Below are 25,806 nucleotides of genomic sequence, written 5' to 3' on the forward strand. Positions count from 1 at the left end.
CGGTAACAAGCAGGAGACTAGTCATGACGAAGAGCAATTTCTGGGTGATTGGCGGCGAGTTCGGCTCGATGAACTTCCACAAGCTCGTGGAAGGCTCGGCTCAGGTACAGGGACCCTTCAAGACCCGCAAAGAGGCAGAGGATGCCTGGCGCGCGGTCTCGGAAGAGAACCGCCACAAGGCCGGCGTGCGCTTTTCGATCGTCGAAGAGCCCTCCCGCGTCTCGGCCTGAGCGGCTGCTGCCGACCAACTAGAAGAAACGTCCAAGGAAAACGTAAGTGGGCGGCCCCATCCGGAATCCCGGGTGGGGCCGTCTGCCGTTTTCAACGGGAAACCGCCTTTTCAACCAAAACCTAAGTCATTGGGAACAAACGAGCTTTGCGGAAAACATGGTTACTGCTAGGTTAACCGCCGCCAACCCTTCAGGACAAAGGCGGGTCGTGAGATGTCAGACGTACAGAGTACCGCCCCTATTGAGCCGCAACCGACCCGGCTGCGCGACGCGCTGCGCAAGGCGCGGATCGAGGCCGCCGACCGCACCGGCGTTGTCGTCGAACTGCGCGACGCCGAAGTGGCCCGGCTCGAGATCATGAACGAGGCGCTCGATCCCCTGTTCGCGCAGGTCCCCGAAAAGGTCGACCTGTTCGACCGCGGCGTCAGCCAGGGCGAGACGCCGCGGCTGTGGATCGACGTGGTCGCGCACATCCTGATGGGCCGCGACAAGCGCATCTACCGCTTCGTGCAGGACACCCGCTTCGGCCGCATCGTGCTCGCCGAATCCCACGACGTGCCCGTCATCGTCGATGCCGTCACCGACTATGTCGCGCGCCGCATGATCGAGCGCGAGCATGCGATGGTGGCAACCCCGATGGTCGAGCCGGTCGTGGAAGAGCCGCCGAAACGCCGCGGCGGCTTCGGAATGTTCGTGTTCGGCTTCCTGCTCGGCGCCGCCGCCCTGTTCGGCCTCGCGCTGTTTGCGAGCCTGAGAAACCTCTAGCGCGGAGCCTGAAGGGGACCTCGTGCCAGCCATCATCATCGGCAACGCCATCGTGGCGGTGATCGTCCTGGTCATCGCCGCGAGCCTGTACGGCAAATGGCTGACGTTGAGGCGTGCCGAATATATCCGCACCTTCCGCTGGCCAAGCGGGCTGCTGCAGCGGCTGGAGCAGCATCACCCGGGCTTCCAGCGCAAGGACAGCGCGTTGGTCTCGCGGGGCCTGCGGCAGTTTTTCCTCGCCTATCTCATGAGCGGCAAGCGCTACGTCTCGATGCCCTCGCAAGTCGCGGACGATCTGTGGCACGAGTTTATCCTCTACACGCGCGAGTATGATGCGTTTTGCCGCCGTGCGTTCGGCGGTTTCCTGCATCACACCCCGGCGGTGGTGCTAAGCGAGCATCGCAAGAGCAATGAGGGCCTGCGGCGGGTCTGGTGGTACTGCTGCAAGTACGAGAGTATCGATCCTGTCAGGCCGAGCCGGCTGCCGCTGTTATTTGCGCTCGACAGCAAGTTCAAGATCGTCAACGGCTTTGTCTATCATCCCGACTGCGAGGAGTTGCGCAAGAACAGCAGCGGAACCGCATATTGCGGCGGTGATTTCGCGGACTCCTCGGTCGACGGCTCGTCGTCGGGCTTCGGCGATGGCGACGGCGGCCACGGTAGCGGCGATAGCGGGGGTAGCGATGGGGGTGGTGGTGGAGACGGCGGCGACGGCGGCGGAGGTTGCGGCGGTGGGGGCGGGGACTAGCCCTGCCTGAACCAGTTACGACAACCTGACCTGCGCCAACTGCCGGATGACATTGTCATCGCCAAAGCCGCGCACGGTCTGCACGCAGCGCCAGTGGTCGCCGTCGCGCTCGATCGAAAACAGATTATAGGCCGCGGCGGGATAGTGCCGGTGCGCCAGCGCCGACGCCGAAGGCACGCCGATCGCGGGAATCTGGCGGTCAGCGCCTTCGATCCACATGGTCGAATGGATGTGGTCGTGCCCGTGCAGCACCAATTCCACGCCATGGCGCTTCAAGAGCGCGCGCACCTGCCGCGAATCCGTCAGCCGCTTGATGCGGGAATCCGAATGCAGGGGATGATGGACCAGCAGCACCCGGAATGCCTGCTCGGACGACAATTGCGTCAGGATTTGATCCAGTTCATCGAGCTGGGCCCGCCCGAGCCTGCCGGTCGCCATCAGCGGCAGCGTCGGCACTGCCGAGGATACGCCGATCAGCGCCAGCGGGCCGCGCCGGCGCACGAAAGGAAACGTCGCGCCGTTGGGCCCAGCATCGCCGCGCAGATAGTCGCCGAACGTTCCGGCGAAGTGATGCCTGGTGGCGCGCACATAGGCGTCGTGATTGCCGGGAATCACCGTGACTTGCTGCGGCGCGCCGACGCTTTCAAGCCAGGCCTGCGCCGGCGAGAACTCGGCTTCCAGCGCGAGATTGACCAGGTCGCCGGTGACCGCGATATGGTCAGGCTGCTGGACCTGCATGTCGGCGACCAATGCGTCGAGCACCTCGCGGCGGTGGTATTTGTGGCGGTTGCGGGTCCAGTTGAGGTAGCCGAGCGCGCGCTTGCCCGCGAGATCGCGAAAGCGCGCCGCCGGCAGCGGCGGCAGGTGCGGATCTGACAAATGCGCCAGCGTGAATGCGGCCATCAACAACCTCGTCAGGAATGCTTGCCAGAATCCCTGCCAGAATTCCTGCCATGTATTGGCAAGCCAACCGTATCTGCGCAAGGATCAAACATCATGTCCGGCATCTGAGGTATTTGTGACCGCCCTGCAGAATCTTCGAAAACGCTTCGAGCCGCAGCTGCGGCGGGTAATGCATTTGTATTGGCGGATCGCCCGCGGCATGACGCTCGGGGTTCGCGGCGTCGTGCTCGACGGCAGCAACAGGGTGTTTCTGGTCAAACACAGCTATATCTCCGGCTGGCATCTGCCGGGCGGCGGGGTCGAGGTCGGCGAGACGTTCCTCGAAGCATTGCGGCGCGAACTCATGGAGGAGGGACGGATCGAACTCACCGACGAACCACCCTTGCATGGCCTGTTTTTCAACGTCCACGTGTCGCCCCGCGACCATGTCGCGGTCTATGTCGTCAGGCAATTCCGCCAGGACCGCTTGCCGGAGCCCAACCGCGAAATCGTGGAATGCGGGTTCTACGATGCGGCTGCACTGCCGGCGGACACTACCCGAGGTACGCGCCTTCGGATCGCCGAAGTGTTGGATTTCAAGGCACGGACCGCGACCTGGCGCTGATTTTTGCGCACGCGCTCGGTTGCGTGCCGCCATCACAGCCCCTAGAAGCGGAGCAGTCGAGGCGGGGCCGGACAGGATGAAACTGATTAAACTTCTCTGCGGCTTCGCCTTCCTGGTGGTGCTGGCGAGCAACATCTGGACCATCTCGCGCTGGAGCGAAAGCCGCGGGGTCTATGACGACATCTGCTATTTGCGGCAGGCGCATCTGTTCAAGCTGTTCGGCCTGGACGGGCTCAACACCGACATCAAGCGCGAGGACGACCAATATCTCGCCAACAAGCTGAAGGCGATCGGCTATCCCGAGTGGAACGTGGCGACGCGGGCTCCCTGTCACGTCTGGATGGAGAAGACGAAAAAAACCGTCATTCAATATCCGCCGGGGACCGGGTTTGCGCTGGCGCTGTTCCCGGAAGGCTTCCAGGTTATCCCGCTCTATGTTCTGGCGTCGATCGTGGTAACCGGTTTCGCACTGCTCGCGTTGAGCTACGCATCAACATGGTATTCGCTCGCATTGGCGGCCGTCTTCGGGGATGTCGCGATCTACCTGATGATCAATCCGACCAAGGCGAGCTATTCGATCGCGCCGACCATGATGGTCTGCGCTCTCGCGGGCTGGCTCACCGCGAAGCTGTTCAAGGATGGCTCGCGGCACCGGCTTGTGCTGCTCGCGCTGGTGGGCCTGCTGATCAGTCTCTCCGTGAATTTGCGCCTGCCGAACCTGTTCCTGTCGGCGGGCTATTGCCTGTATCTCGCCGGCGCATTCCTGCTGGCGCGAAACAGGGAGACGTTCCTGCAAGGGGCGGCATTCGGCGCAGCCTTGCTGATCGGGATGGCGCCGACGCTGGTCGCGAATGCGATCAATGCGGGCAGCCCCTTCACGACGACCTATGGCGGACAGGACGTCACGCCGCCGGAGCTGGATGCAAGCGTCCTCTGGCAGTATTTCAGGGACGTGCAGTTCACCTTGCTGGCGATTGCCGCCGTCTGGACCGCCTGGCTGTGGCGCTACAATCAGGGGGGCGCGAGGCAGGCCGCCATTTTGCTCGCCGCCAATCTGGTGGTGAACGCGATTTTCTTCATGACGCATCCGATCTTCACGCCGTATTACATCATGCCGATCGACATGCTCACGCTGTGGACGCTGCTGTTCGCAACGCTCAATCTGCGCGGCGAGGCCGCCGCCGAGCCGGGCTTTCCTCAACTGGCAAAAGCCTTGAAGCGGCATCGGCGATCCATGGTCAGGCCTGATTCGGCAGGTCCGCGATGACGACAACAGCGTTGCGAGTTGCGGTTCTGGTGCCGTGCTTCAACGAGGAGGCGGCCGTCGCGACCGTGGTCGCCGATTTTCGCAGAGTACTGCCGGCGGCCGAAATCTTCGTCTATGACAACAATTCAAGAGATCGCACCGTCGAACTCGCGCGGGCGGCCGGCGCAGAGGTGCGCAGCGAACGCCGTCAGGGCAAGGGGCATGTCATCCGGCGGATGTTTGCCGATATCGACGCCGACATCTACGTGCTGGTCGACGGCGACGCGACCTACGACGCCCCCAGCGCCCCACGCATGATCGAGGCCCTGGTCAACGAACACCTCGACATGGTGGTGGGCTTTCGCGTCGATCAATCGGCCGCCGCCTACCGGCCCGGTCACCGCACCGGCAACTGGATGCTGACCGGATTCCTTTCGATGGTGTTCGGTCAGGCGTTCAAGGATATCCTCTCCGGCTACCGCGTGTTCTCGCGCCGCTTCGTCAAATCGTTTCCGGTGTTGTCGGACGGCTTCGAGATCGAAACCGAGCTCAGCGTGCATGCGCTCGAACTGGCGCTGCCGGTGGCCGAAATCGAGACACCCTATTTCGCCCGGCCCGAGGGGTCGTTCAGCAAGCTGAACACCTGGCGCGACGGTTTCCGCATCCTCGGCACCATCCTGAAACTCTACCGGTCGGAAAAGCCGCTGCGGTTCTTCACCGCAATCGGCGTGTTGCTGATGGTGATTTCCGTCGTGCTCGCGATCCCCGTCATCATCACCTATCTCGAGCAAGGTATCGTTCCGCGATTGCCGACCGCGGTATTGTCGATGGGCTTGATGATCATGGCGGTGCTGTCGGTCTCATCGGGGCTGGTGCTGGACACGGTGACGCGCGGCCGCCGCGAGATGAAACTGCTGGCCTACCTGTCGCAACCGGCGATCAACAAGAAATGAGGCAAAGCGGGCTTTAGCGCTGGCGGCAATGGACCGCGCCGCTGCCAGATGCTATTCCGCGCCTTACCATGAGCGAACTTTCCGTCACCATATTACCCGAAACGCCAAAGGACGCGCAGGCCATCGAGCGTCTGCTCGAACGCACCTTCGGCCCCGGCCGCTTCGTGCTGAGCGCCTACCGGCTGCGCGAGCACGTCGATCATCTGCTCGATCTGTCGTTCACGGCACGGATCGGCACGCTGATGGTCGGCTCGGTGCGCCAGCTGCCGGTTTGCATCGGCGATACCCCCGCCTTGATGCTCGGTCCGTTGACGGTCGAGCCGCCGTTTCGCAGCCGCGGCGTCGGGCGCATGCTGCTCGATCGCGCCCTTGCGGATGCCAAGGCAAAGGGCCATCGCCTGGTCATTCTGGTCGGCGACGAGGCCTATTACAACCGTGTCGGCTTCAAGGCCGTGCCGAAGGGGCGGATGACCATGCCCGGCCCGGTCGATTACAGCCGCCTCCTGGTCGCCGAACTCGTCGACGGCGCCTTCGATGGCGTCTCCGGTGCCATTCGCCCGGACTGGAGCAAGGCGCGCTGATCTCGCCCTGCTCCAGCGGGGCTGCTAGAACTTCAAATTCGCAAACGCCCGCATTCCGATGCCCGGCAACAGAACCTCGTCCTTGTTGTACGATACCGAGTTGCGGATGTTTTCGTTCAACAGGTTGTTGCCGACCAGGCCAACCGTCATTTCCCGCGCGCCGAACCAGGACGCATCGAGCTTGGTCCTGTAACTGAGTTCGGCCTTCAACAGATTATATCCCGCCGTCGGCGTCTCGCCGATCACGGCGATATCGTTCTGCGCGAAGGCGTGCAGCAGATTGACGCGCGCCAGCCAGTTGGCGTCGCGATAGAACAGGCCGCCTCCGAGCCGCTGCGGTGGAATCCGCGGTACGTTGGTCCCGTCCTCGAAGGTCGCGCGGACGATATCGTATTGTCCCTCGATCCCGAACAGGCCGTTCCAGACCGGCAGCACGTCGTACTGAAACTGGAATTCGCCGCCGCGGAAGGTGGCGTCGCGCTGGGAGTAGATCGCCTGGTTGAGTTCGAGACCCGGGCCGGCCTGGCACACGCCGTCTTCGCACGTGTTGCCGGTCAGCCGCCGATAGATGAAGCCGTTGAACTTGGTGTAATAGCCGGTGATTTCAAATCGCAAGGGGCCTGTTGCCCGTCGCAATCCGACTTCGACCGATTTCGCGGTCTCGATACCCAGATTGGGATTGCCGATATCGAATGTGACGGTCGCATCGTGACCGCCGCGTGAAAACAGCTCGGCGGGCTTGGGGGCGCGCTCGACATATTGGCCGGTGATGCTCGCAACCAGATTCCATGGAAGATTCTGGATCAGGCCGATACTCCCGCTCTTCGGCGCGAAGTTGAGGTTGCGCGGCGTGGCGGGGCCAATGGCACCGGGATCGACGTTGAGGTCGAACTCATCCGGAATGAAGGCCGGCGTCGTTCCAGTCAGGTGGGCGTGCTCGATACGCCCGGCAATCTGCGCCTTTGTCGTATCGCTGAATTTCAGTTCGTTGAAAATGTATCCGGCGACCTTGGTGTTCTTGTTGGGATCCCACAAGCCGTTCACTGGACTGCCGATATCATCCGGGCTCGGTGCTGTGAGTTCCTGATGCGAGGCCTGGATGCCGACAGCCGTGGTGAGGGCGGCGAAGCGGACGTTGAACGGTGCCAGCTGTACCTCGACGCGGCCTTCCTGCTCCTTGTTGGTGAAGGTCTGGCGCACGCCCAGCGTCGTCAGATCGGCGGGGTCGGCGAGGCCGATCTCATTGTGCTTATAGTCGGTGGCGCCCGCCCAGAAGCGCACCGTATCGATCGCCGCCGCGTCCGGCCGGTATTCGCCCTTGGCCGTGAATTTGGTTTGGCGCGCGTCGATCCGGGTCTGGTGATCGGCGCCGTCGATGCCGGGTATGTGATAGAGCGTGTCGTTCTGCGTGACGGCGGCGCCGATGAATCCGCCATGGAAGAAATACGAACCGCCGATCGATGCGCCGGTGGCCTGCGCCGCGGAGTTCGGCTGGCGTCCATCGACCGGCCGGGTCTGGTCGAACAGATAGGGATAGCTCGGAATGTTGTAATCGCTCGACTTGCGTCCATAGGCGTCGGCATGAATGGCAACATTGCCGCCGCCGGCGTCGAGCAGAATGCCGCCTTCGACGCCGCGATCGACCGAATTGACCGCGGTGCGGGTCTCGACGTTCAGGCACCCCGGAGCTGCGGCATTGGCGAGCGGGGCCTTCACCGGAAGTCCATAGGTCTGGAACGGGGGGGCCGCGCAGGTGGGCAAAGCGTCCGGAATGCGGTTGTTGGTGGCGCTGACAACGCCACCGATCGCCGTGGACCCGTAACGCAGGGTTGCCGGTCCGCGGATGACCTCGATCTGATTGGTGGAAAGCGGATCGATCGGCACGAAGTGATCTTCGCCGAGGTCCGAGGCGCCGTTGCTGCCGATCCCGTTCTCGACGATGCCGACGCGATTGACGTCGAGACCCCTGATGATCGGCCGGCTTGACGCTCCGGGCGCGAAGCTCGAGCCGGTGATCCCGGGCTTGGAGAACAGGAGATCGCCGAGCGTGCCACCGCCCTGCCGGCGGATTTCCTCGTTGGGTATGACGGTGACGGTAGCGAACTGGTCGGTCACGACAGGCAGCACACCCTGTTGAGGTGCGGCGGCGACGGGGGCCGGTTGCGGCTCGTTATCGCGTTCGCGATTGCGGCCGGGCACGCCGCGGGCGACGCGCGCCGGCTTTCGCGCCGGGGTCACGTTCCGCCGCACGATCGGGCTTGGCGCCGTCACGGTGATTTCCGGCAGTTGTGTCGAGGAGGATGGCGCGGCCGCGTCCTGGGCCATCGCGCCGTTGCCGACCGCGCACAGGAATAGCCAGCTTGCGCCACCGATATTGAGCGCTCGTCTTTTAGTGAATGTCATTGTCCCGATCCTGATTCCGTCAAGCGACGGATCGATTCGATTATCCCTTGGCGGATCGGCCACGTGTCACGCGGCGATCCCCTTCGGGCGCATCAGTCAATCGATGTCAGGAGGCGGGAGGGGCGCGGGACTGGAACGGTGAGCGGACCGAACTCAGATGCGCGAATTCGGCGTCGGTCGTCAGGTATAGAAGTTCGATGGCCTGCGGCAGCAGCAACAGCGGCGGTGCCGAGAATACGAGGTTGTTGGCCAGCGAAATGACAGCGCAGATCGCGCAAGCCTCAGCCGGATGGTCGGTATCGTGATTGGACGGTGGCTGCGTTTGGGCGGCTTGGCCTGCCGCATCCGCTACGGCGGGGATCTGCGCATGATCGAGGTCAACCTGCGCTAGGCTGGTCGCGATCGCAGGTGCGGCCGCGGCCGGGTGGTAATGCCCGCACGACAGCGCAAACTGGATCGCGAGCGCGAGCAGCGCCAGCCGCGAGCCGTGTTTGACGTTATTCCTGAACCACTTCACGACGATGGAGGCCTTGTCCCGGGCCGGCCAAGGTGTCTCGGCCTTCCCAATGTTATATTATAACATCAGCGGTGGTCCGCGGGGTCAACCGTGCTTGTTCCGGGTGCCGACGCAATTCAAAGCGTGTGTGTGATTCACGCAACGGTATGCGGGTCGAGCGGATCATCGTCGATTGGGCGCACCCGGCGTCCCTCAGTTTTCCCGGTTGACAGCCGAGCTGCGTTGGGATTGTTATGTTATAACATTACATATCCGCGTCGCCGTCGTCGTTTGGGATTCCGTGAACTGAACAGGCTCTTTGACCTCGATGCGAAAACTCCCCGTCACCGTCTTGTCCGGCTTCCTCGGGGCTGGAAAGACAACTTTGCTAAACCACGTGCTGAACAACCGTCGCGGCCTGAAAGTTGCGGTGATTGTGAACGACATGAGCGAGGTCAACATCGACGCCGACCTGGTCCGCGATGGCGGTGCGAACCTGTCGCGGACTGACGAAAAACTGGTTGAAATGACCAACGGGTGCATTTGCTGCACGCTGCGAGACGATCTCTTGAAGGAAATCCGTGGGCTCGCCGAAAGCGACAGGTTCGACTACCTCCTGATCGAATCGACCGGCATTTCCGAACCGCTCCCGGTTGCGGCGACGTTCGATTTCCGGACCGAGGAGGGCGACAGTCTTTCCGACGTGGCAATACTCGACACCATGGTAACCGTGGTCGATGCCGTAAACTTGCTGCGGGACTATTCCTCGACCGACTTCATAAGGGATCGCGGCGAGTCGCTCGGCGCTGATGACAAGCGAACGATGGTGGATCTGCTGGTCGAGCAGATCGAATTCGCTGACGTGGTGGTGCTCAACAAGATCGGCGATGCTTCCAATGACCAGTTGGAGGCCGCCCGCAAAATCATTCGCGCGCTGAACCCCGCTGCCGACATCGTGGAGACCGATTTCTCCAACGCGCCGTTCGAGCGCATTCTCAACACCGGTCGTTTTGATTTTGAGCGGGCGCAGCAGCATCCGCTGTGGTTCAAGGAACTATACGGCTTCGCCAACCATACGCCGGAGACAGAACAATACGGCGTCGGCAGCTTTGTCTATCGGGCGCGTCGACCGTTCGATCCCATGAAGTTCTATCAATTCCTGAGGGAAAGCTGGGCCGGAGTCATCCGCGCCAAAGGGCATTTCTGGATCGCGACGCGTCCGCAATGGCTGGGTGAATTGAGTCAGGCTGGCGCGATTGTCCGAACGGAAGGTCTGGGCTTTTGGTGGGCCAATGTCCCTGCCGACCGCTGGCCGGACGACCCGTTCTGGCGGCAATCGCTCAAGAAGAACTGGAACGAACTGTACGGCGATCGCCGGCAGGAGATCGTCTTCATCGGCACCGCCATGGACGAGGACGCCATCACGGCGCGGCTCGACGCATGTCTTGTTCCGGGAAAGTCCGGCATGCACATCGATGAATGGGCTAGTCTGCCCGATCCATTCCCCAGATGGCGTCGCGCCGATGAGGCCGCTTAGCCATTCGGCGCGTTGCTTCTAGCGCCCTTCGCGGATCCAGGTCGCGGCGAAGGCACCGAGCAACAGCAGCAGGCCGATCAGGCCGGCGAACATCGGCAGCACGCCGACGCCTTTGACGACGCTGGCGTCGCGCATCTTCACGCCCATCCAGCCGTCGCCGCGGAAGATGCTGGTGGAGCGCACCGGCACGATGCGGGGCAGGTCGATGCTTGACCCGTCGACCACGCGTCGCGCGTCGCCGCCGGTCGCTTGCGCCAGCGGCTTGAGCATTTCGATCGTCGACGTGACTTCGGAAAATTCCCTCGGGTTGGTCGGTCCGACATTGATCAGCGCCTTCAGCGTGCCGTCGGTCGCCTGCCACAGGCCGAGTTCGCTTGCCGGCAGGGTCGAGCGCCAGGTGCCGGGATCGCTCGCGGTCAGCGTCAATTCGCGGGTGGCACCGCTCGGCGAGGTCACCGTCACGGGTGCGACGGTGTCGGCCATGGTCTGTCGCAGCACCACGAGGTCCTTGCCCTGGATCTGCAGGCGCAGCGCCTCTTCGTCGAGATCAGGCTGCTTCATCAGCCAATGCGACATCCGCCGCAACAGATCGAGATGTGGACCGCCGCCTTCATAACCGCGCGCCCACAGCCAGATATGGTCCGACAGCAGCAGCGCGACGCGGCCCTCGCCGAAGCGCGACAGCAGCAGCAGCGGCTTGCCGTCGGCGCCGGTCATGACCGGCGGCGTGATGGCGTTGCGCGTCTCCACGGTGCGGAAGAACCGGCTCCAGCGCGGCGGTTCGTTGGCGGAGCCTTCGAGGCCGCGCGTCACCGGATGACGTTTACCGATGTCGCTCAGACGTGCGTAAAACGGCTTCTCGGAGACGCCGACGGGTTCGGCCGGCAGCACCGAATCCAAAGGCGTGCGCCAGATGCTGCTGGTCGAGGCGTAGTCAGGCCCGGCGGACACCAGCACCGCGCCGCCGGCGCGCACATAGCGCGCCATATTCTCGAAATAGGGGATCGGCAGCACGCCCTGGCGGGCGTAGCGATCGAAGATGATCAGCTGGAATTCGTTGATCTTCTGCTGGAACAGTTCGCGGGTCGGAAACGCGATCAGCGACAGTTCGTTGATCGGCGTGCCGTCCTGCTTCTCCGGCGGGCGCAGAATGGTGAAATGCACGAGGTCGATGCTGGCGTCGGACTTCAACAGATTGCGCCAGGTGCGTTCGCCGGAATGCGGCTCGCCGGATACCAGCAACACGCGCAATTTATCGCGCACACCTTCGATCGCGACCACGGCGCGGTTGTTGACCAGCGTCAGTTCGTTCTCGAGCGGCGAGGCCTCGATCTCGACGATGTTGGAGCCGGCATGCTTGATGTCGATATCAACATTGGCGGTCTGGCCGCTTTGCAAGGTGCGTTCGTTGATCACCTCGCCGTCGCGGCGCACGACGATTCTGGCGCGCTGGCCGGTGACGCCCTGGTCGTCCAGCCGGTAGGTGATGGTCTGGGGCTGGCCGACGATGCCGAATCTTGGCGCGGCCGAAATCGCGACGCGGCGGTCACGCTCGTCCTTGCGGCCGGTGACCAGTGCATGCACCGGCGCCTGGAAGCCCAACGCCGCGGCGTTGGCGGGAATGTCGTGGACGCGGCCGTCGGTGATCAGGAAGGCGCCGGCGACGCGATCGACGGGAACATCCGCCAGCGCCGACGACAACGCGCCGAACAGCTTGGTGCCGTCGGTTTCGCCGTCGGCCTGTCCGGCGTCGACGACGCGCACTTCCAGTCCCTTGACCTTCTTGAGGCTGTCGACCAGGGCTTCCTGCGCCTTCGCCGTCTCCTCATTGCGGGTGCCGAAATTCTGGCTCGGGCTCTTGTCGATGACCACGGCGGCGACCGACGACAACGGCTCGCGGTCTTCGCGCGTGAAGGAGGGGTTGGCGAGCGCGAGCAAGATCAGCGCCAGCGCGGTGACGCGCACGGCCGCGCCCCGCGCGCGGCCGATCAGCAGCAGCACCGAGATCGCGACGATCGCGGCCAGCGCGATCCACAGCACGAGGGTCGGGACGAGGGGGGTGAACGCGATGCCGTATTGCATGCCGTTACTGCCCCAACCGTTCGATGAGGGCAGGCGCGTGCACCTGGTCGGCCTTGTAGTTGCCGGTCAGCGTGTACATCACGATGTTGACGCCGGCGCGGAAGGCGAATTCGCGCTGGCGCGGCTCGCTCGGCGACAGCGGCAGCATCGGCTGGCCATCGGGACGGATCGCCCAGGCGCCGGCAAGATCGTTCGAGGTGATGATGATCGGCGAGACGCCGTCGCCGCCGCGCGCAGGGCGCGATGCGGCTTCGTCGTCATCCTCGCGTGGCAGGGTTTCGACCCAGGTCTGACCCGAGTTGAACCGGCCCGGAAAATCCCGCAGCAGATAAAACGTCTTGGTCAGCACGTGCTCGCGCGGCACCGGCTCGAGCTCGGGCACATCGAGCGAGGAGAGGATCTCGCGCAAGGTGCGCATGCCCGCCGTCTGCGATGCGCCGTTCTCGCCCGGTGGCGCCTCGATGGCGTCGCGGGTGTCGAATACGACCGTGCCGCCCTGCTTCATATAGGCGTCGATGCGGTTGATGGCGTCCTGCGGTGGTTTCGGCGCACCCGGTACTACCGGCCAGTAGATCAGCGGGAAGAACGCCAGCTCGTCGCGCGCGGGATCGATGCCGACGGGGTCGCCGGCTTCCAGCGCGGTGCGCTGGGCGAGAAACAGCGTTAGTCCCGACATGCCTGACTTGACGATGGAATCGACGTCGGCATTGCCGGTGACGACATAAGCGAGGCGCGTCTGCGAGACTGACTTGATCGCAAAATCGTCATTGTCGGCGGCGCGAAGCGGGGCGGGCGCGATCGACGTCGCGGCCAGGATCATCGCCAATACCAATGCTGCGGGCGCAGCACGGCGCCGCCACAGCGCGGCAAGGCCCGCGCCGAGCATGGCGACCACGATCGCATCGATCAGGAACAGCGCCAGCGATGACGACAACAGGATGCCGCGCAGGTCGCGCGGTTCGGCATTGGTATAGCTGGCGCGCCGGGCGCGCAGCGATGTCGTGTCGAGTGCTGCGATACGATCGGCTGAGGCCAGCGTGTTGACGGCGATCGGACCTTCGGCCGCGCCATAGAAGCCCGGCGGATGATCTGCGGTGGCGCGGTCGCGATAATCGGCCGGCATCGGCTTGGCGGTGGAGGGCGGCGGGCCGAATGCGCCAAAGCCATCGAGCGTGCGCAGCGGCGCCACGGTCTCGACATTGGTCGCTTCGCCGGCGACGCCCGCGCCCGGCTTTTGCGTGTAGCCGGACGTGTCGACCAGCCGCCGCAGCATCTCGACGAAGCTGCCGGACATCGGCAGGTCGGACCAGCGCGAGTCGGCGCCGACATGGAACAGGCTGAGGATGCCCTTGCCGCGATGCTCGCCGGTTACCAGCGGCGTGCCGTCTTCCAGCGAGGCCCAGCTCTTGGTTGCCAGCACGGCATCCGGTTCAGCCAGAACCTGGCGGTTGACGGTGACGTCCTTCGGTACCTGCAAGCCCGCGAACGGACCGTCGGCGGCGAACGAGGCCATATGCTGCGGCTTTTCCCAGGTCAGGCTGCCGCCAAGGCTGCGGCCGCCGCGGCGCAGCTTGACCGGCACCAGATCGTCATCGGCCTGAGCGAGGCGGGGACCTGCGAAACGCACCAGCACGCCGCCCTGGTCGATCCAGGCGTTGAGGCGTTCACGGATTTCCGGCGACAGCGTGCCGACATCGGCCAGCACGATCATCGGCAGCCGTTGATCGAGGAACTGTCCGATCACCTGCTGCGGCGCGCCGCGGTCGCCGAGCCGCACGTCGGCGAACGGCGACAGCGCGCGGGTGAGATAGAAGGTGGAGGCGAGCAGCGGCTGCGCGGTGTCGCTGGTGGCGCCCGTGACGACGCCGATCGCGCGCCGCCGCCATCGCTTGTCGAGCAGCTGCACGGCGCCGGCGGATCGCTCACCGGCGATTTCCAGCCGCGAGATGTCGTTGCGCAGCTCGACCGGCAGTTCGAACGCGGCTTCGGCTTCGCGGTCCTGCGGCCCGAACGCGTAACGAGCTTCACCGATCGGCGAACCCTTGGCGTCGATCGCACGCACCACGCCGGCGGCAATGCCGCTATTGGTGCGCAATACTTTCACCGTCATCTTCGCCGCGGCGTTCTCGGCAGCGACCAGCGCCAGGGCCGGGGCTGCGCCGCCTTCATAGATCGTCAGCGTGCGATCGCCGACCGTCTTGGCCAGCGCTTCCAGAAATTCGGTGCCGCGTCCGGTGTCGACGCCGTCGGATAGCCAGGCGAGTTCGGCATCGCCGGTGGTCTTGAGGAAGCGATCGAGCGCTGCGAGTGTTTCGACGCGCTCGATCGAATAGGGTTTTGGCGCCAGCTGGCGCAGTGCGACGCGCGCCGTGCCGCCCGGCATCAGCGTGACGTCGCGCGCGGGCTCGGACAATGGTACCAGCGCGACGCCGCGGCGGTCATTGTCGGCATTGGCGATCAACTCGTCGGCGGCCTTGATCCTGGTTTCCCAGCTCGAGGCTGCGCTCCAGCCGTCATCGAGCAGGATCACCAGCGGCGCCCTGCTGCCGCCGGCGGCGGTCTGTGGATTCCAGATCGGACCTGCGGCGGCGAGGATCACCAGGGCTGCTGCGGTCAGGCGCAACAGCGTCAGCCACCACGGCGTCCGCGACGGGGTTTCTTCCTTGGGCTTGATGTCGAACAGCAACCGCGTCGGCGGAAATTCGATCCGCCTCGGACGCGGTGGCATCACCCGCAGCAGCCACCACAGCACCGGAAGGGACAACAGACCCAGCAGCAGCAGCGGTTGGGCAAAGGAGAGGGGCAGGCCCGCGATCATGCGCTTCGCCCCGCTTTGACGGTGTAGGAACGCGTCGCACCCTTGCTCACCATCATGCCCGAGTGCAGGAACAACAATAGCTCGGCCGCGGAACGGCTGGTGGTGTGGGTCGAAAACAGCCAGTCGAGCTTGTTGGTTTCGCCTCGGATCTCGTCGCGATGCAGGGCCACGCGCGCGACATAGTCGCTGGCCCAGCTTTCGGCGCGGCCGGCGGTGATGACGCCGCCGCTTTCCGGTTCGACGAACTCGACGCGTCCGGAATAGGGAAAGGTCTCTTCGGCGGGATCGACGATCTGGATCAGCGTGCCATGCGCGCCGGAGGCTGACAGGCCCGCGAGCATGGTGTGTATTTCGCTCATCGGCGACCAGAAATCCGACAGCACCACGATCTCGGCCAGCGCCGACGGGATGAACGACGGCGGCAGGCTCGCGCGCGCGGCATCGTCATGCAGCATCGCCTGCGCCATCTTGTCGATGACGCTGCGGCTGGCGGTCGGGTTCATCAGGCCGGGGATGCCGACGCGTTCGCCGCCGGCGACCAGAAGTTCGGCCAGCGCGAAGGTCACGATCAGGCCGCGCTCCAGCTTGCTGTCACGCGCCTGCTTCGAGGCAAAGGCCATCGACGGCGAGCGGTCGGGCCACACCCATACGGTATGCGCGGCCTCCCATTCCTGCTCGCGGACATAAAGATGATCGTCGCGCGCCGAGCGGCGCCAGTCGACATTCTGCGACGGCTCGCCCGACACGAAGCGGCGGTATTGCCAGAAACTTTCGCCGGATCCGGCGCGGCGGCGGCCGTGCAGGCCGTGAATGACGTTGGCGGCGATGCGGCGGGCTTCAAGCACGAGACGCGGCAGCGATGCGGCGAGCGTACGGCTTTCGCCATCGGCACGTCGGATTGCTGTGATCTCCCCGTTGGCGTGCTTGGTCTCTGCGGCCATCAACCAATCCGCGTCTTCAATTGCCTGATTACGTCAGGAATGGTGCGGCCTTCCGCGCGCGCCGAGAATGTCAGCGCCATGCGGTGTTTGAGCACCGGTTCGGCAAGGTCGAGCACATCGTCGATCGAGGGCGCGAGACGGCCGTCGAGCAGCGCGCGGGCGCGGACCGCCAGCATCAGCGACTGGCTGGCGCGCGGACCAGGGCCCCAGGCGATCAGCTTCTCGCTCTCGCCATCCGGATTGGGACGCGCGGCCCGCACCAGCGAAAGAATCGCCTCGACCACGCTGTCGCCGACCGGCAGGCGGCGCACCAGCCGCTGGGCGGTGATCAGGATTTCCGCGTTCATGGAGGCCTTGGCGAGCGTCTCATCCGCGCCTGTTGTCTCGAACAGGATGCGGCGCTCGGCGTCGCGGTCGGGATAGTCGACGTCGATTTCCATCAGGAAGCGGTCGAGCTGGGCTTCCGGCAGCGGATAGGTGCCTTCCTGTTCCAGCGGGTTCTGGGTCGCGAGCACATGGAACGGCTTGGGCAGATCGTGCCGCGCGCCTGCAACCGTGATGTGCTGTTCCTGCATGGCTTGCAGCAGGGCCGACTGGGTGCGCGGGCTGGCACGGTTGATTTCGTCGGCCATCAGAAGCTGCGCGAATACCGGGCCCGAGATGAAGCGGAACGAGCGTTTGCCCGAGTTGCTCTCGTCCAACACTTCGGCGCCGAGAATGTCCGACGGCATCAGGTCGGGCGTGAACTGGATGCGCTTGGCATCGAGACCAAGGGTGATGCCGAGGGTTTCGACCAGCTTGGTCTTGGCGAGGCCGGGGACGCCGATCAGGAGCGCATGACCGCCGGACAGGATCGTCACCAGGGTGTTTTCGATCACCCGTTCCTGTCCGAAAATGACGGTGGAGATGGCTTCTTTCGCGGCCTTGATCTGGCCGGCGACTTGTTCGGCCGAACGGACGATTGCGTCCTCGAGCTTTTCGACACCGTCTGCGCCAGGCATATCCATCTCCTTCACCGCTTCATGACCCCGCCGAATGCGTCGTCATGCCACGAACCTCATGCTAAACCTGCGCAAAGGCCATGTATTCGCTGAATTAAACTATCCCCACATTATCGGTATATGGGGGTATGAACGGCATCACGATATGGCGAGAATATTGTTCCCGCTTACGTCTCTCGGACGTGCACCAATCGTGCCAGATATTGAGCCGCAGAAGCTTTAAGGCAAACAATGGCGAAGCAAGGGCAAACCAGCAAACCAGGCCGTGAAAACACCGGTCTCGAAGGTCTGACCGCCGCCGCGACCGATGCGGCAAAGGCCAGCCCCGCCGGACGCGGCCTGCCGCCGGTGCATTTGTGGAATCCGCCGTTTTGCGGCGATCTCGACATGCGAATCGCCGGCGACGGCACGTGGTTCTACATGGGCACGCCGATCGGGCGGCCGGCGCTGGTCCGGCTGTTTTCGACCATCCTGAAGCGCGAGGACGGCAAGCACTTTCTCGTGACCCCGGTAGAAAAGGTCGGCATCCGTGTCGACGATGCGCCGTTCCTGGCGGTCGAAATGCAGAACGAGCAAAGCGAGGGCGGTGGCCGCCTGCTGCGCTTCCGCACCAATGTGGACGACTGGGTGCCTTGTGATGCCGGGCACCGGTTGCGGTTCGAGATGGCCGCTGATGGCGGGCTCACGCCCTATCTTCACGTGCGCAGCGATCTCTGGGCCAAGGTCACCCGCGCGCTCTATTACGATCTGGTTGACATGGGGGAAGAGCGGGTGGTCGATGGACAGCCAATGTTCGGAATCGAATCCGGCGGCGAATTCTTCGCGATGGCCGATGCGAAGCAGGTGAGGGACGCGCTTTGAACGAGCCGATGCGGAAGAAGTTGGAACCGGGTGCGGTCAGCTCGGCGGAATTCTTCGCGCGGACCAAGGCGCGGCTGAACTTCGACGTCCCGCCCGGCCTGATCGATCCGAATATCATTCCCAGAACCGGCGATGAGGGCAATGATCGGATGCTCGAGATCATCGCCCAGGAACAGCCGGTGCGGCCGGCGGCGGTGCTGATCCCGGTGGTCGATCATCCGGAGCCGACGGTGCTGCTGACGCAGCGCTCGGAGCATCTGAGCAGCCATGCCGGCCAGATTTCGTTTCCCGGCGGCAAGATCGATGCGACCGATGCTTCGCCGATGGATGCCGCCTTGCGCGAGGCCGACGAGGAAGTCGGGCTGAAGCGCGACTTCATCGAACCGATCGGGTATCTCGATCTCTACGGCACCGCTTTCGGCTTTCGCATCCTGCCGACGGTGGCGCGGGTGAAGCCCGGGTTCACACTTGACATCAACGAGGGCGAAGTCGTCGACGCCTTCGAGGTGCCGCTGGCGTTCCTGATGAACCCGGAGAACCACCAGATCCACTCCAAGGAATTCCGCGGCATGGAGCGTTCCTATTACGCGATGCCGTTCGCCGAGCGTTACATCTGGGGCGCGACGGCGGGCATCCTGCGGGTGTTGTACGAGCGGATTTATCTCGCATGATCCGTCCGGTATTGACCGAACTTGCAATTTTCCTGATCCCGTTCGTGGCCTATGCGCTGTTCCTGCTTGCAACCCGTTCCGGCGTGCTGGCGAAATCCTCCTGGCCGGCGCATCTCGTCGCCAAGCTCGTGCTGGGGTCGCTGCTGCTCGTGATCGTCAGTTTCGTCCTGCTCGCGCATTTCAGAGGCGCGCCGCCGGATTCGACCTATGTTCCCGCCCACCTCGAGAACGGCAAGTTCGTTCCGGGTAGCGATAAACCCGGAGCCGGAAAATGAGCGAGGTGCGCGTGCTCGCCGACGCTCCCTGGCTCAAATCAGGACCGGCTGCCCGCGTTCTCGCTCTGCTCAACGGTAATAACGAGGAAGCCCGCGTAGTCGGCGGCGCCGTCCGCAATGCGCTTCTGAACATCCCGCCCGGCGATATCGACATCGCCACCACGGCGTTGCCGGATGAAGTGGCACGTCGCGCCAAAGCGGCGGGCATCAAATGCGTGCCGACCGGCATCGAGCATGGCACCGTGACGCTGGTGGTCGACGCCGTGCCGTTCGAGGTCACGACCTTGCGCGAGGATACCGAAACGTTTGGCCGCAAGGCCAAGGTCGCGTTCGGCCGCGACTGGGTTCGCGATGCGGAACGGCGCGACTTCACCATCAACGGCCTGTCCATCGATGCCGACGGCGTCGTGCACGATCATGTCGGCGGGCTCGCTGATATCGCGGCCCGTCGCGTGCGTTTCATCGGCGACGCCGATCAGCGCATCGCCGAGGATTATTTGCGCATCCTGCGGTTCTTCCGCATGAACGCCGTCTATGGCGTTGGTGAGCCCAACCGCGCCGGCTATCTCGCCTGCATCGGCGGGCGTGCGGGACTGGCCAGTCTCTCCGCCGAACGCGTGCGGATGGAAATGTTGAAGATCATGGTCGCGGAGGGCGCGCTGGTTGCCGTCACCGCGATGGCGGATGCCGGTCTTCTGCAAGCGATCTTCGGCGGCGTCACCTACGCCGGACCCATGGCTGCGATGATATCGGCGGAACACATGCTGGGGCTGACGCCGAGCCCGGTTCGCAGGCTTGGCGCGCTATCGGTGGCGGTAACCGAGGACGCCAAACGTGTCGCGGCGCGGCTGCGTCTGACCAACGCCGAGGCCAAGGCGCTCGACTCCATGGGGCACCGCTGGTGGCGGCTCGCCGACATGGACGAGGCGAGGGCGCGGCGGCGGCTCTATCGGCTCGGCGAGGAACAATATCGGGACCGGCTGCTGCTGGCCTGGGCGCGCTCAGGGGGGAGCGAAAACGTTGCTGACAATCGCGTCGCCTATTGGCGCGAATTTGCCACCCTGCCGCAGCGCTGGAGCGCGCCGAAATTCCCGCTGAAGGCGGCTGATTTCATCGCGCGCGGCATTGCCGAGGGCCCGGCGCTCGGCCACGTGCTGACGCTGGCGGAGGACGCCTGGCTGGCGGCGGATTTTCCGCTCGATCAACCCGCGCTGTTGGCCATCGCCGACCAGACCGTCGCCCGCTTCACCCGCGACCACCGGCTGTGAATCTGCATCCGTGAATATTCTCGCAGGCTTTGCCGACATCTCGATCGTCCAGCTGTTGCTGGTCGCCGGCGTAGCGCTGTTTGCCTCCGTGGTCGGCGGCCTCGCCGGTTACGGCACCGGCGCGCTGATGCCGCTGGTGCTGGTGCCGTTGATCGGCGCGGAGCCGGTGGTGCCGATCATCGCGATCTCCTCGATCTTCACCAATATCAGCCGCTTCGTCGCCTATATCCGCTATGCCGACCGCCGCCGCGCGCTGATCGTGATATCGGCCGCGGCGCTGACCACGGCGCTCGGGGCTTACGGCTATACGCGGCTGTCCGGTGCCGGCGCGGCGCTGGTGATCGGCAGCATGCTGATCCTGAGCGTGCCGCTGCGCCGGTTTGCCAAACGCCGCGATATCCGGATCAGCGACGCCGGACTTGGCGCCAGCGCGGTCGGGTATGGCGTGGTGGTCGGTGGCACCTCGGGCTCCGGCGTGATCCTGCTGTCGCTGTTGATGGCGGTCGGCCTCGAAGGCGCGGCCGTGATCGCCACCGACGCCGTGATCTCGGTTGCGACCTCGATCATCAAGATTTCGGTGTTTGGCCTGGCCGGCGCCGTCACCGCGCAGGTGCTCGCGTTTGCAATCCTGATCGGGGCTATCTCGATTCCCGGCGCGTTTCTCGCCAAGGCCTTTGTCGAGCGCATGCCGGTGCATATCCACACCGCGATCCTCGACGCCGCCGTCATCACCGGCGGCGTGGTGATGATCTCGACCGCCGCGCGGTCTCTCTTCGGTTAGCTCTCTTCGGTGCGGGAAAAGGAAAGGATACCGCCGGGTATCCGACCCGGCGGTATCGCAGGGAGTTGTTACGCTACCTTCTTGCTCTTTTTCTTCTTGTGGTCGTCGTCCTCATCTTCGTCGTCTTCGCTCTCGTCTTCATCCTGATCGTCTTCATCCTGATCGTCGTCTTCCGTATCATCGATTTCGGCAGGCTCGAGGACCGACTTGGGAAGCGTTTCGCGAAACAGATCGCCCTCGCCGCCCATCCACAGGCACTCGACCGTGTCGTCGTTGACCTCGGCCACCGTCAGCGGGTGACCGCCGGATTTCAGAATAACAACGTCGCCTGGCTTCAATTCCATGATCTTCCCTCCGCGCTGATTGACGCGGTTGGCAGGCTATCGATCTGTCATGACAGACGGATCACGGCCGGCCGTTTTCGCGGTGGAGATCCGAGCGGTGGAACCGAGGCTCTAGACGCTTGTTTGACGCGTTTTCTTCATGCGAACCGGTATCCACTTCGCTCGAAAACGCTCTACGGCAACAGTTCCGTCAGCGAGCGGATGATGCGGTCGGGCTTGATCGTTGAATCCGCGGGCAGGCCGTCGCCATGCACGTCGATCCAGATCGCGTAGATGCCGAGGCGCTGCGGCGCCACGACTTCCCATTCCAGATTATCGCCGATCATCCAGGTCTCGGGCGCGGTGACGCCGAGGGCCTCCATCGCGTGCAGATAGGCCCGCTCTTCCGGCTTGCCGAAGCCGTGCTCGCCCTCGATCTGGATGTGATCGAACCGGTGCGCCAGCGCGAAGCGTTCGACCTTGGCGCGCTGCGGACCGGCGGCGCCGTTGGTCACCAGTGCCAGCTTGACCCCGTGCGCCTTCAGCGCGTCGATCGCGTCGTGCGCGCCGGGGAAGACGAACATCTCCTCCTCGCGGTAGGCATGGAACCGGATGGCGAGCCGCGCGGCCAGATCCGGCGACAGCGGTGCGTGGCCGGCGGCAGCAAGCGCTGCAAATCCGTTGCCGACCACCACGTGCCGGGCCTCCTCAAGCTTCAGCCGCCATTCGGCCGCGGCCGCGGCCCAGAATTTCCGGCCCGCCTCCACGATCGCCGCGGCGACCTGTTGCGATGAGATGGAGCCCAACTCATCGGCAAATTCCGCCGCGACATTGTTCCAGGCGATCTCGGGGCGGCCATAGGCCGACAGGATGGTGTCGTCCATGTCGATCAGCATGGCGCGGGGTAGTTGTGTCATCTTGGTCGAGGCCATTTTGTTCAGGGCCATTTCACTTCGGGCGGCATCGACGACAGGATTGAGTCGACATTGCCGCCGGTCTTCAGGCCAAAGGTGGTGCCGCGGTCGTAGAGCAGGTTGAATTCGACGTAGCGTCCGCGGCGCACCAGTTGCTCCTCGCGATCGGCCGGCGTCCACGGGGTTTCGAAATTCTTACCTACCAGTTCGGGATAGATTTTCAGGAAGGCGCGGCCGACGTCCTGGGTGAAGGCGAGGTCGGCATCCCAGTCGCCGGAATCGTGGTGATCATAGAAAATGCCGCCGATGCCGCGGGCTTCCTTGCGATGCGGCAGGTAGAAATATTCGTCGCACCATTTCTTGTATCTGTCGTAATCGGCAACGCCGCTCGGCCCGCTGCAGGCCTGCTTCATGGCCGCGTGAAAGGCGATGGTGTCGGCGTCTTCCTGGCTGCGGCGCCGGTCGAGCACCGGCGTCAGGTCGGCGCCGCCGCCGAACCACGCCTTCGTCGTCACCACGAAGCGGGTGTTCATATGCACGGCGGGAACGTGCGGGTTGCGCATATGCGCGATGACAGAGATGCCGGATGCCCAGAACCTGGGGTCATCGGTGGCGCCCGGAATCTGCGAGCGGAATTCGGGGCTGAATTCGCCATGCACCGTCGAGCAATGCACGCCGACCTTCTCGAACAGCCGTCCGTACATCATCGACATCACGCCGCCACCGCCAGGTTTGCCGGTGTGGTCGGCGCGGTCCCACGGTGTGCGCACGAAGCGTCCCGCGGAGCCCTGATAGAGCGAGGCGGGCGCATCGTCTTCCAGCCGCTCGAAGGCCGCGCAGATGTAGTTGCGCAGCGCCTCGAACCAGCCCCGCGCCCGCGCCTTGCGATCCTCGATGGCGGTATCCATCGGTCTAGCCCTGCGGGCCGTAATAAGTGCAGCTCTCGTTGCAGCTGTCGCGGTGAACGCTGACGCGGGTGATCTTTCCGGCGTGCTGGACCCGCTCCCAGATGAAGCGCGACAGGTTTTCCAGCGTCGGCGGGCCAAGCGCCTCGACCTTGTTGAGGAGCTTGTGGTCGAGCGTCTTCTGGACCTCCGCCATGCTGCGTTCGAGCAGGCCGAGATCGAGCACCATCCCCGTGGCGGGATCGGGCGTGCCGCGCATGCTGACTTCGGCACGAAACGAGTGGCCGTGAATCTCTTCGCTATCGGCGCCAAAGGTCGTTCCCGGCAGCGAATGCGCGGCCTCGAAGCGAAACGATTTTGTCAGTTCCCACATTGCGAAAGCTCAAATCCTATCTGATGCCAGTACTACCTGATGCCGAGTGTCTTGTGTGTCTGCAGGCTGAGTCGCCATTGCGGGTGCTGCAGGCAATAGTCGATCGCGCGTGCGGTGTTTGCGGTCACGTCGGGTCCATCCATCGGCTGCAGCGAGAAGCGCTCGAAGGCGAGACCTTCGAATTGCTCGGGCCCTGCACCCGCTTGCGGATAGACCAGCTTCAATTCATGGCCCCGGCGCACCACGAGATCGGAGCCGGCTTTCGGGCTGACGCAGACCCAGTCCATGCCCTCGGGTGGCTCGATCGTACCATTGGTTTCGATGCCGATCTCGAAGCCGCGCGCATGCAGCGCGTCGATGAACGGCGTGTCCACCTGCAGCAGCGGCTCGCCGCCGGTCAGCACAACGTAACGGTTGGCGTTGGCGCCGGTCCATTGCGCGGCGATGGTATCGGCAAGCTCATCGGCCGAGGCGTAGCGGCCACCCAGCGTGCCGTCGGTGCCGACGAAGTCGGTGTCGCAGAATTTGCACGTAGCTGAGCTACGGTCCTGTTCACGCCCGGTCCAGAGGTTGCAGCCGGCGAAACGGCAAAACACGGCCGCACGGCCGGCATGCGCGCCTTCGCCCTGGAGGGTCAGAAATATCTCTTTGACCGCGTAACTCACCATCTCTCCATCAGGTCTCGATCAAGCCTTCTCGATCAAGTCTTCTCAATCAAGTCTTGGAACCGGTTTGCCGCAGCGCCTCGCCCAGTGCCATGGCGGCTGCCATCGCGACGTTGAGCGAACGCAGGCCCGGCTTGATCGGGATCACCAGCCGCGCATCGGCGACGCTGGCGACCTCGTCGGGGACCCCCGCGGATTCCCGCCCGAACAGCAGAACGTCGTCCCGCTGGTAGCTGTAATCCAGATAGGAACCGGCCCCCTTGGTCGTAAGCAGGACCAGCCGGAAACCCCCGTCGTTACGCCATTGCTCGAATTTTGACCATGAGTCGTGGCGTGTAATAGCGACATGGTCGAGATAGTCCATGCCGGAGCGGCGGAAATGCCGGTCGGAGACCGGAAAGCCCGCCGGCTCGATAATGTGGGCCGCGACATCCAGGCACGCGCACAGGCGCAGAATCGTTCCGGTGTTCTGGGGGATGTCGGGCTGGAATAGCGCAATCTGCATGATGTTGGCGGCTGGAGCCTCCGCTTCGATGGAATCGAAACGGGACTCCAGATTCCCTATTTTGACGCGTTTTCTTGACGCGAACCGGGTCCACTTCGCTGGAAAACGCTATGATGAAGCCCTGATGAAATGACTGAAAAATCACAGCTCGGCGCGGATTTAGTGCATTGCACGCTTGCGAGCCGATAGCGGGCTTGCGCTCTTACGGCAAGGGTGCCAATAGAACGATTCTGGACTGCTTGTTCCGCCCGATTGGCCGGGAAAAGTGGTCTTTCTGCCGCCGCGGGGGCCGCGGGCGCCGGCAGCCTCTTTTGGGCGCGATTTCAGCGTTTCCGGGGCGGTTCCGCTGGCTGCAGATGAGAAAGGGCTTGGAATCGTGACGACAGCGTCTTCGGCGGACCATCCGACACGCCGTGATTTTCTTTTTGTTGCAACGGGAGCCGTCGCCGCCGTAGGCGCCGCAGCCGCAGTGTGGCCGCTCGTTGCCCAGATGAACCCGGACGCCGCAACGATCGCGGCCGGTGCGCCGATCGAGGTCGATCTGACGCCGATCGCCGAGGGACAGGACATCAAGGTGTTCTGGCGCGGCAAGCCGATCTACATCAGCCATCGCACCAAGAAGCAGATCGAAGAGGCGCAGAAAGTCTCGCTGTCGAGCCTGCCCGATCCGCAGCCCGACTCGGCACGCGTCAAGGCGGGCCACGACCAGTGGCTGGTCGTGATCGGCATCTGCACCCATCTCGGCTGCATCCCGATCGCCCATGAGGGCAGTTACGACGGCTTCTTCTGCCCCTGCCACGGTTCGGTGTACGACACCTCGGGCCGCATCCGCTCGGGACCGGCGCCCAGCAACCTGCCGGTGCCGCCCTACACCTTCGTTTCCGACACCAAAATCCAGATCGGCTAAGGCCCGGACGCCCGTCCGGGACCTCAATCCGTCGCGTCGTTTTACTTCCT

The 25,806-nt window shown here is 64.1% G+C and carries 27 protein-coding genes; 14 read left to right on the forward strand and 13 right to left on the reverse strand.

Translation table 11 applies throughout. The features are described from left to right. Positions 1-23 precede the first annotated feature (23 nt). From JQ575_RS10945 to JQ575_RS10955, 3 genes are all read left to right on the forward strand, one after another. A complete protein-coding gene (locus JQ575_RS10945) occupies positions 24-230 on the forward strand; it encodes a hypothetical protein (protein WP_212033207.1) in 207 nt (68 codons plus the stop codon). Positions 231-443: 213 nt separating this feature from the next. Continuing rightward, positions 444-995, forward strand: coding sequence for a hypothetical protein (locus tag JQ575_RS10950; RefSeq protein WP_212033208.1), 552 nt, complete (start codon positions 444-446; stop codon positions 993-995). Positions 996-1,017: 22 nt separating this feature from the next. Then, positions 1,018-1,743, forward strand: coding sequence for a hypothetical protein (locus JQ575_RS10955; RefSeq protein WP_212033209.1), 726 nt, complete (start codon positions 1,018-1,020; stop codon positions 1,741-1,743). 15 nt (positions 1,744-1,758) lie between these two features. Here JQ575_RS10955 and JQ575_RS10960 read toward each other — a convergent pair whose 3' ends face one another. Then, entirely contained in the window at positions 1,759-2,646 is an 888-nt protein-coding gene (locus JQ575_RS10960) for a metallophosphoesterase (RefSeq protein ID WP_212033210.1), read from the reverse strand. A 115-nt stretch (positions 2,647-2,761) separates the two neighbouring features. On the opposite strand from JQ575_RS10960, the gene JQ575_RS10965 reads away from it, so the two are divergent. The 4 genes from JQ575_RS10965 to JQ575_RS10980 all read left to right on the forward strand — a co-directional run bounded on the left by JQ575_RS10965 (position 2,762) and on the right by JQ575_RS10980 (position 6,030). Then, entirely contained in the window at positions 2,762-3,250 is a 489-nt protein-coding gene (locus tag JQ575_RS10965) for an NUDIX domain-containing protein (protein ID WP_312015924.1), read from the forward strand. Between the two features lie 76 nt (positions 3,251-3,326). Beyond that, positions 3,327-4,517 carry a hypothetical protein gene (locus tag JQ575_RS10970; RefSeq protein ID WP_212033211.1) on the forward strand — a complete coding sequence of 397 codons (1,191 nt, stop codon included), beginning with the start codon at positions 3,327-3,329 and terminating at the stop codon, positions 4,515-4,517. Further along, entirely contained in the window at positions 4,514-5,449 is a 936-nt protein-coding gene (locus JQ575_RS10975; protein WP_212033212.1) for a glycosyltransferase family 2 protein, read from the forward strand. The genes JQ575_RS10970 and JQ575_RS10975 overlap by 4 nt, the downstream gene beginning before the upstream one ends. Positions 5,450-5,517: 68 nt before the next feature. Then, positions 5,518-6,030: a GNAT family N-acetyltransferase gene (locus tag JQ575_RS10980; RefSeq protein WP_212033213.1), complete on the forward strand. Its 513-nt coding sequence runs from the start codon at positions 5,518-5,520 to the stop codon at positions 6,028-6,030. Between the two features lie 24 nt (positions 6,031-6,054). On the opposite strand, the gene JQ575_RS10985 is transcribed toward JQ575_RS10980, so the two are convergent. Beyond that, complete coding sequence (locus JQ575_RS10985) at positions 6,055-8,433, reverse strand: TonB-dependent receptor (protein ID WP_212033214.1); 2,379 nt, start codon at positions 8,431-8,433, stop codon at positions 6,055-6,057. Between the two features lie 106 nt (positions 8,434-8,539). Further along, complete coding sequence (locus JQ575_RS10990) at positions 8,540-8,950, reverse strand: DUF2946 family protein (protein WP_212033215.1); 411 nt, start codon at positions 8,948-8,950, stop codon at positions 8,540-8,542. A gap of 307 nt (positions 8,951-9,257) precedes the next feature. Here JQ575_RS10990 and zigA point away from each other — a divergent pair, with 307 nt between their 5' ends. Next, entirely contained in the window at positions 9,258-10,466 is a 1,209-nt protein-coding gene (zigA, locus tag JQ575_RS10995) for a zinc metallochaperone GTPase ZigA (protein ID WP_212033216.1), read from the forward strand. 18 nt (positions 10,467-10,484) lie between these two features. On the opposite strand, the gene JQ575_RS11000 is transcribed toward zigA, so the two are convergent. Genes JQ575_RS11000 through JQ575_RS11015 form a run of 4 tightly spaced genes read right to left on the reverse strand, consistent with a single transcriptional unit; the run spans position 10,485 to position 17,308 of the window. After that, positions 10,485-12,548: a hypothetical protein gene (locus tag JQ575_RS11000; protein WP_212033217.1), complete on the reverse strand. Its 2,064-nt coding sequence runs from the start codon at positions 12,546-12,548 to the stop codon at positions 10,485-10,487. Positions 12,549-12,552: 4 nt separating this feature from the next. Beyond that, on the reverse strand, positions 12,553-15,363 hold the full coding sequence (locus JQ575_RS11005; protein ID WP_212033256.1) for a DUF4159 domain-containing protein: 2,811 nt from the start codon (positions 15,361-15,363) through the stop codon (positions 12,553-12,555). Further along, positions 15,363-16,307 (reverse strand): DUF58 domain-containing protein, encoded by a 945-nt coding sequence (locus tag JQ575_RS11010; protein WP_211997793.1) that lies wholly within the window; start codon positions 16,305-16,307, stop codon positions 15,363-15,365. The genes JQ575_RS11005 and JQ575_RS11010 overlap by 1 nt, the downstream gene beginning before the upstream one ends. Further along, on the reverse strand, positions 16,307-17,308 hold the full coding sequence (locus JQ575_RS11015; RefSeq protein WP_212033218.1) for a MoxR family ATPase: 1,002 nt from the start codon (positions 17,306-17,308) through the stop codon (positions 16,307-16,309). Before JQ575_RS11015 ends, JQ575_RS11010 begins: the two co-directional genes overlap by 1 nt. A 231-nt stretch (positions 17,309-17,539) precedes the next feature. On the opposite strand from JQ575_RS11015, the gene JQ575_RS11020 reads away from it, so the two are divergent. The 5 genes from JQ575_RS11020 to JQ575_RS11040 are packed head-to-tail and all read left to right on the forward strand — an operon-like array spanning position 17,540 to position 21,164. Continuing rightward, positions 17,540-18,169, forward strand: a complete 630-nt coding sequence (locus JQ575_RS11020; protein ID WP_192738546.1) for a DUF1285 domain-containing protein — start codon at positions 17,540-17,542, stop codon at positions 18,167-18,169. Between the two features lie 8 nt (positions 18,170-18,177). Continuing rightward, complete coding sequence (locus JQ575_RS11025) at positions 18,178-18,840, forward strand: CoA pyrophosphatase (protein ID WP_409364779.1); 663 nt, start codon at positions 18,178-18,180, stop codon at positions 18,838-18,840. After that, a complete protein-coding gene (locus tag JQ575_RS11030) occupies positions 18,837-19,115 on the forward strand; it encodes a DUF6111 family protein (RefSeq protein WP_212033220.1) in 279 nt (92 codons plus the stop codon). The genes JQ575_RS11025 and JQ575_RS11030 overlap by 4 nt, the downstream gene beginning before the upstream one ends. Then, on the forward strand, positions 19,112-20,383 hold the full coding sequence (locus JQ575_RS11035; RefSeq protein ID WP_212033221.1) for a CCA tRNA nucleotidyltransferase: 1,272 nt from the start codon (positions 19,112-19,114) through the stop codon (positions 20,381-20,383). Before JQ575_RS11030 ends, JQ575_RS11035 begins: the two co-directional genes overlap by 4 nt. 10 nt (positions 20,384-20,393) lie before the next feature. Continuing rightward, positions 20,394-21,164 (forward strand): TSUP family transporter, encoded by a 771-nt coding sequence (locus JQ575_RS11040; protein WP_212033222.1) that lies wholly within the window; start codon positions 20,394-20,396, stop codon positions 21,162-21,164. A gap of 68 nt (positions 21,165-21,232) precedes the next feature. Here JQ575_RS11040 and JQ575_RS11045 read toward each other — a convergent pair whose 3' ends face one another. From JQ575_RS11045 to JQ575_RS11070, 6 genes are all read right to left on the reverse strand, one after another. Continuing rightward, on the reverse strand, positions 21,233-21,508 hold the full coding sequence (locus JQ575_RS11045; RefSeq protein WP_212033223.1) for a YodC family protein: 276 nt from the start codon (positions 21,506-21,508) through the stop codon (positions 21,233-21,235). 173 nt (positions 21,509-21,681) lie between these two features. Further along, complete coding sequence (locus JQ575_RS11050) at positions 21,682-22,434, reverse strand: HAD family hydrolase (RefSeq protein WP_409364780.1); 753 nt, start codon at positions 22,432-22,434, stop codon at positions 21,682-21,684. Then, entirely contained in the window at positions 22,425-23,309 is an 885-nt protein-coding gene (gene hemF, locus JQ575_RS11055; RefSeq protein WP_212033224.1) for an oxygen-dependent coproporphyrinogen oxidase, read from the reverse strand. Before hemF ends, JQ575_RS11050 begins: the two co-directional genes overlap by 10 nt. Positions 23,310-23,313: 4 nt before the next feature. Next, a complete protein-coding gene (locus tag JQ575_RS11060; protein WP_212033225.1) occupies positions 23,314-23,679 on the reverse strand; it encodes a 6-carboxytetrahydropterin synthase in 366 nt (121 codons plus the stop codon). A gap of 32 nt (positions 23,680-23,711) precedes the next feature. Then, positions 23,712-24,344: a 7-carboxy-7-deazaguanine synthase gene (queE, locus tag JQ575_RS11065; protein ID WP_212033226.1), complete on the reverse strand. Its 633-nt coding sequence runs from the start codon at positions 24,342-24,344 to the stop codon at positions 23,712-23,714. A 49-nt stretch (positions 24,345-24,393) separates the two neighbouring features. Then, a complete protein-coding gene (locus JQ575_RS11070) occupies positions 24,394-24,849 on the reverse strand; it encodes a tRNA (cytidine(34)-2'-O)-methyltransferase (protein ID WP_212033227.1) in 456 nt (151 codons plus the stop codon). A 376-nt stretch (positions 24,850-25,225) separates the two neighbouring features. Between JQ575_RS11070 and petA the strand changes: the two genes are divergently transcribed. After that, complete coding sequence (gene petA, locus JQ575_RS11075) at positions 25,226-25,756, forward strand: ubiquinol-cytochrome c reductase iron-sulfur subunit (RefSeq protein ID WP_192738556.1); 531 nt, start codon at positions 25,226-25,228, stop codon at positions 25,754-25,756. Positions 25,757-25,806 lie beyond the last annotated feature (50 nt).

It is taken from the genome of Bradyrhizobium sp. JYMT SZCCT0428 (assembly GCF_018131075.1).
GTDB lineage: Bacteria > Pseudomonadota > Alphaproteobacteria > Rhizobiales > Xanthobacteraceae > Bradyrhizobium.

Bases quoted from the DNA above. Each gene is read 5' to 3' on its own strand.
- JQ575_RS10945 (WP_212033207.1), top strand. From the start codon at position 24: ATGACGAAGAGCAATTTCTGGGTGATTGGCGGCGAGTTCGGCTCGATG.
- JQ575_RS10950 (WP_212033208.1), top strand. From the start codon at position 444: ATGTCAGACGTACAGAGTACCGCCCCTATTGAGCCGCAACCGACCCGG.
- JQ575_RS10960 (WP_212033210.1), bottom strand. From the start codon at position 2,646: ATGGCCGCATTCACGCTGGCGCATTTGTCAGATCCGCACCTGCCGCCG.
- JQ575_RS10970 (WP_212033211.1), top strand. From the start codon at position 3,327: ATGAAACTGATTAAACTTCTCTGCGGCTTCGCCTTCCTGGTGGTGCTG.
- JQ575_RS10975 (WP_212033212.1), top strand. From the start codon at position 4,514: ATGACGACAACAGCGTTGCGAGTTGCGGTTCTGGTGCCGTGCTTCAAC.
- JQ575_RS10980 (WP_212033213.1), top strand. From the start codon at position 5,518: ATGAGCGAACTTTCCGTCACCATATTACCCGAAACGCCAAAGGACGCG.
- JQ575_RS10985 (WP_212033214.1), bottom strand. From the start codon at position 8,433: ATGACATTCACTAAAAGACGAGCGCTCAATATCGGTGGCGCAAGCTGG.
- zigA (WP_212033216.1), top strand. From the start codon at position 9,258: ATGCGAAAACTCCCCGTCACCGTCTTGTCCGGCTTCCTCGGGGCTGGA.
- JQ575_RS11000 (WP_212033217.1), bottom strand. From the start codon at position 12,548: ATGCAATACGGCATCGCGTTCACCCCCCTCGTCCCGACCCTCGTGCTG.
- JQ575_RS11010 (WP_211997793.1), bottom strand. From the start codon at position 16,307: ATGGCCGCAGAGACCAAGCACGCCAACGGGGAGATCACAGCAATCCGA.
- JQ575_RS11015 (WP_212033218.1), bottom strand. From the start codon at position 17,308: ATGCCTGGCGCAGACGGTGTCGAAAAGCTCGAGGACGCAATCGTCCGT.
- JQ575_RS11020 (WP_192738546.1), top strand. From the start codon at position 17,540: ATGGCGAAGCAAGGGCAAACCAGCAAACCAGGCCGTGAAAACACCGGT.
- JQ575_RS11025 (WP_409364779.1), top strand. From the start codon at position 18,178: ATGCGGAAGAAGTTGGAACCGGGTGCGGTCAGCTCGGCGGAATTCTTC.
- JQ575_RS11030 (WP_212033220.1), top strand. From the start codon at position 18,837: ATGATCCGTCCGGTATTGACCGAACTTGCAATTTTCCTGATCCCGTTC.
- JQ575_RS11035 (WP_212033221.1), top strand. From the start codon at position 19,112: ATGAGCGAGGTGCGCGTGCTCGCCGACGCTCCCTGGCTCAAATCAGGA.
- JQ575_RS11045 (WP_212033223.1), bottom strand. From the start codon at position 21,508: ATGGAATTGAAGCCAGGCGACGTTGTTATTCTGAAATCCGGCGGTCAC.
- JQ575_RS11050 (WP_409364780.1), bottom strand. From the start codon at position 22,434: ATGGCCCTGAACAAAATGGCCTCGACCAAGATGACACAACTACCCCGC.
- hemF (WP_212033224.1), bottom strand. From the start codon at position 23,309: ATGGATACCGCCATCGAGGATCGCAAGGCGCGGGCGCGGGGCTGGTTC.
- JQ575_RS11060 (WP_212033225.1), bottom strand. From the start codon at position 23,679: ATGTGGGAACTGACAAAATCGTTTCGCTTCGAGGCCGCGCATTCGCTG.
- JQ575_RS11070 (WP_212033227.1), bottom strand. From the start codon at position 24,849: ATGCAGATTGCGCTATTCCAGCCCGACATCCCCCAGAACACCGGAACG.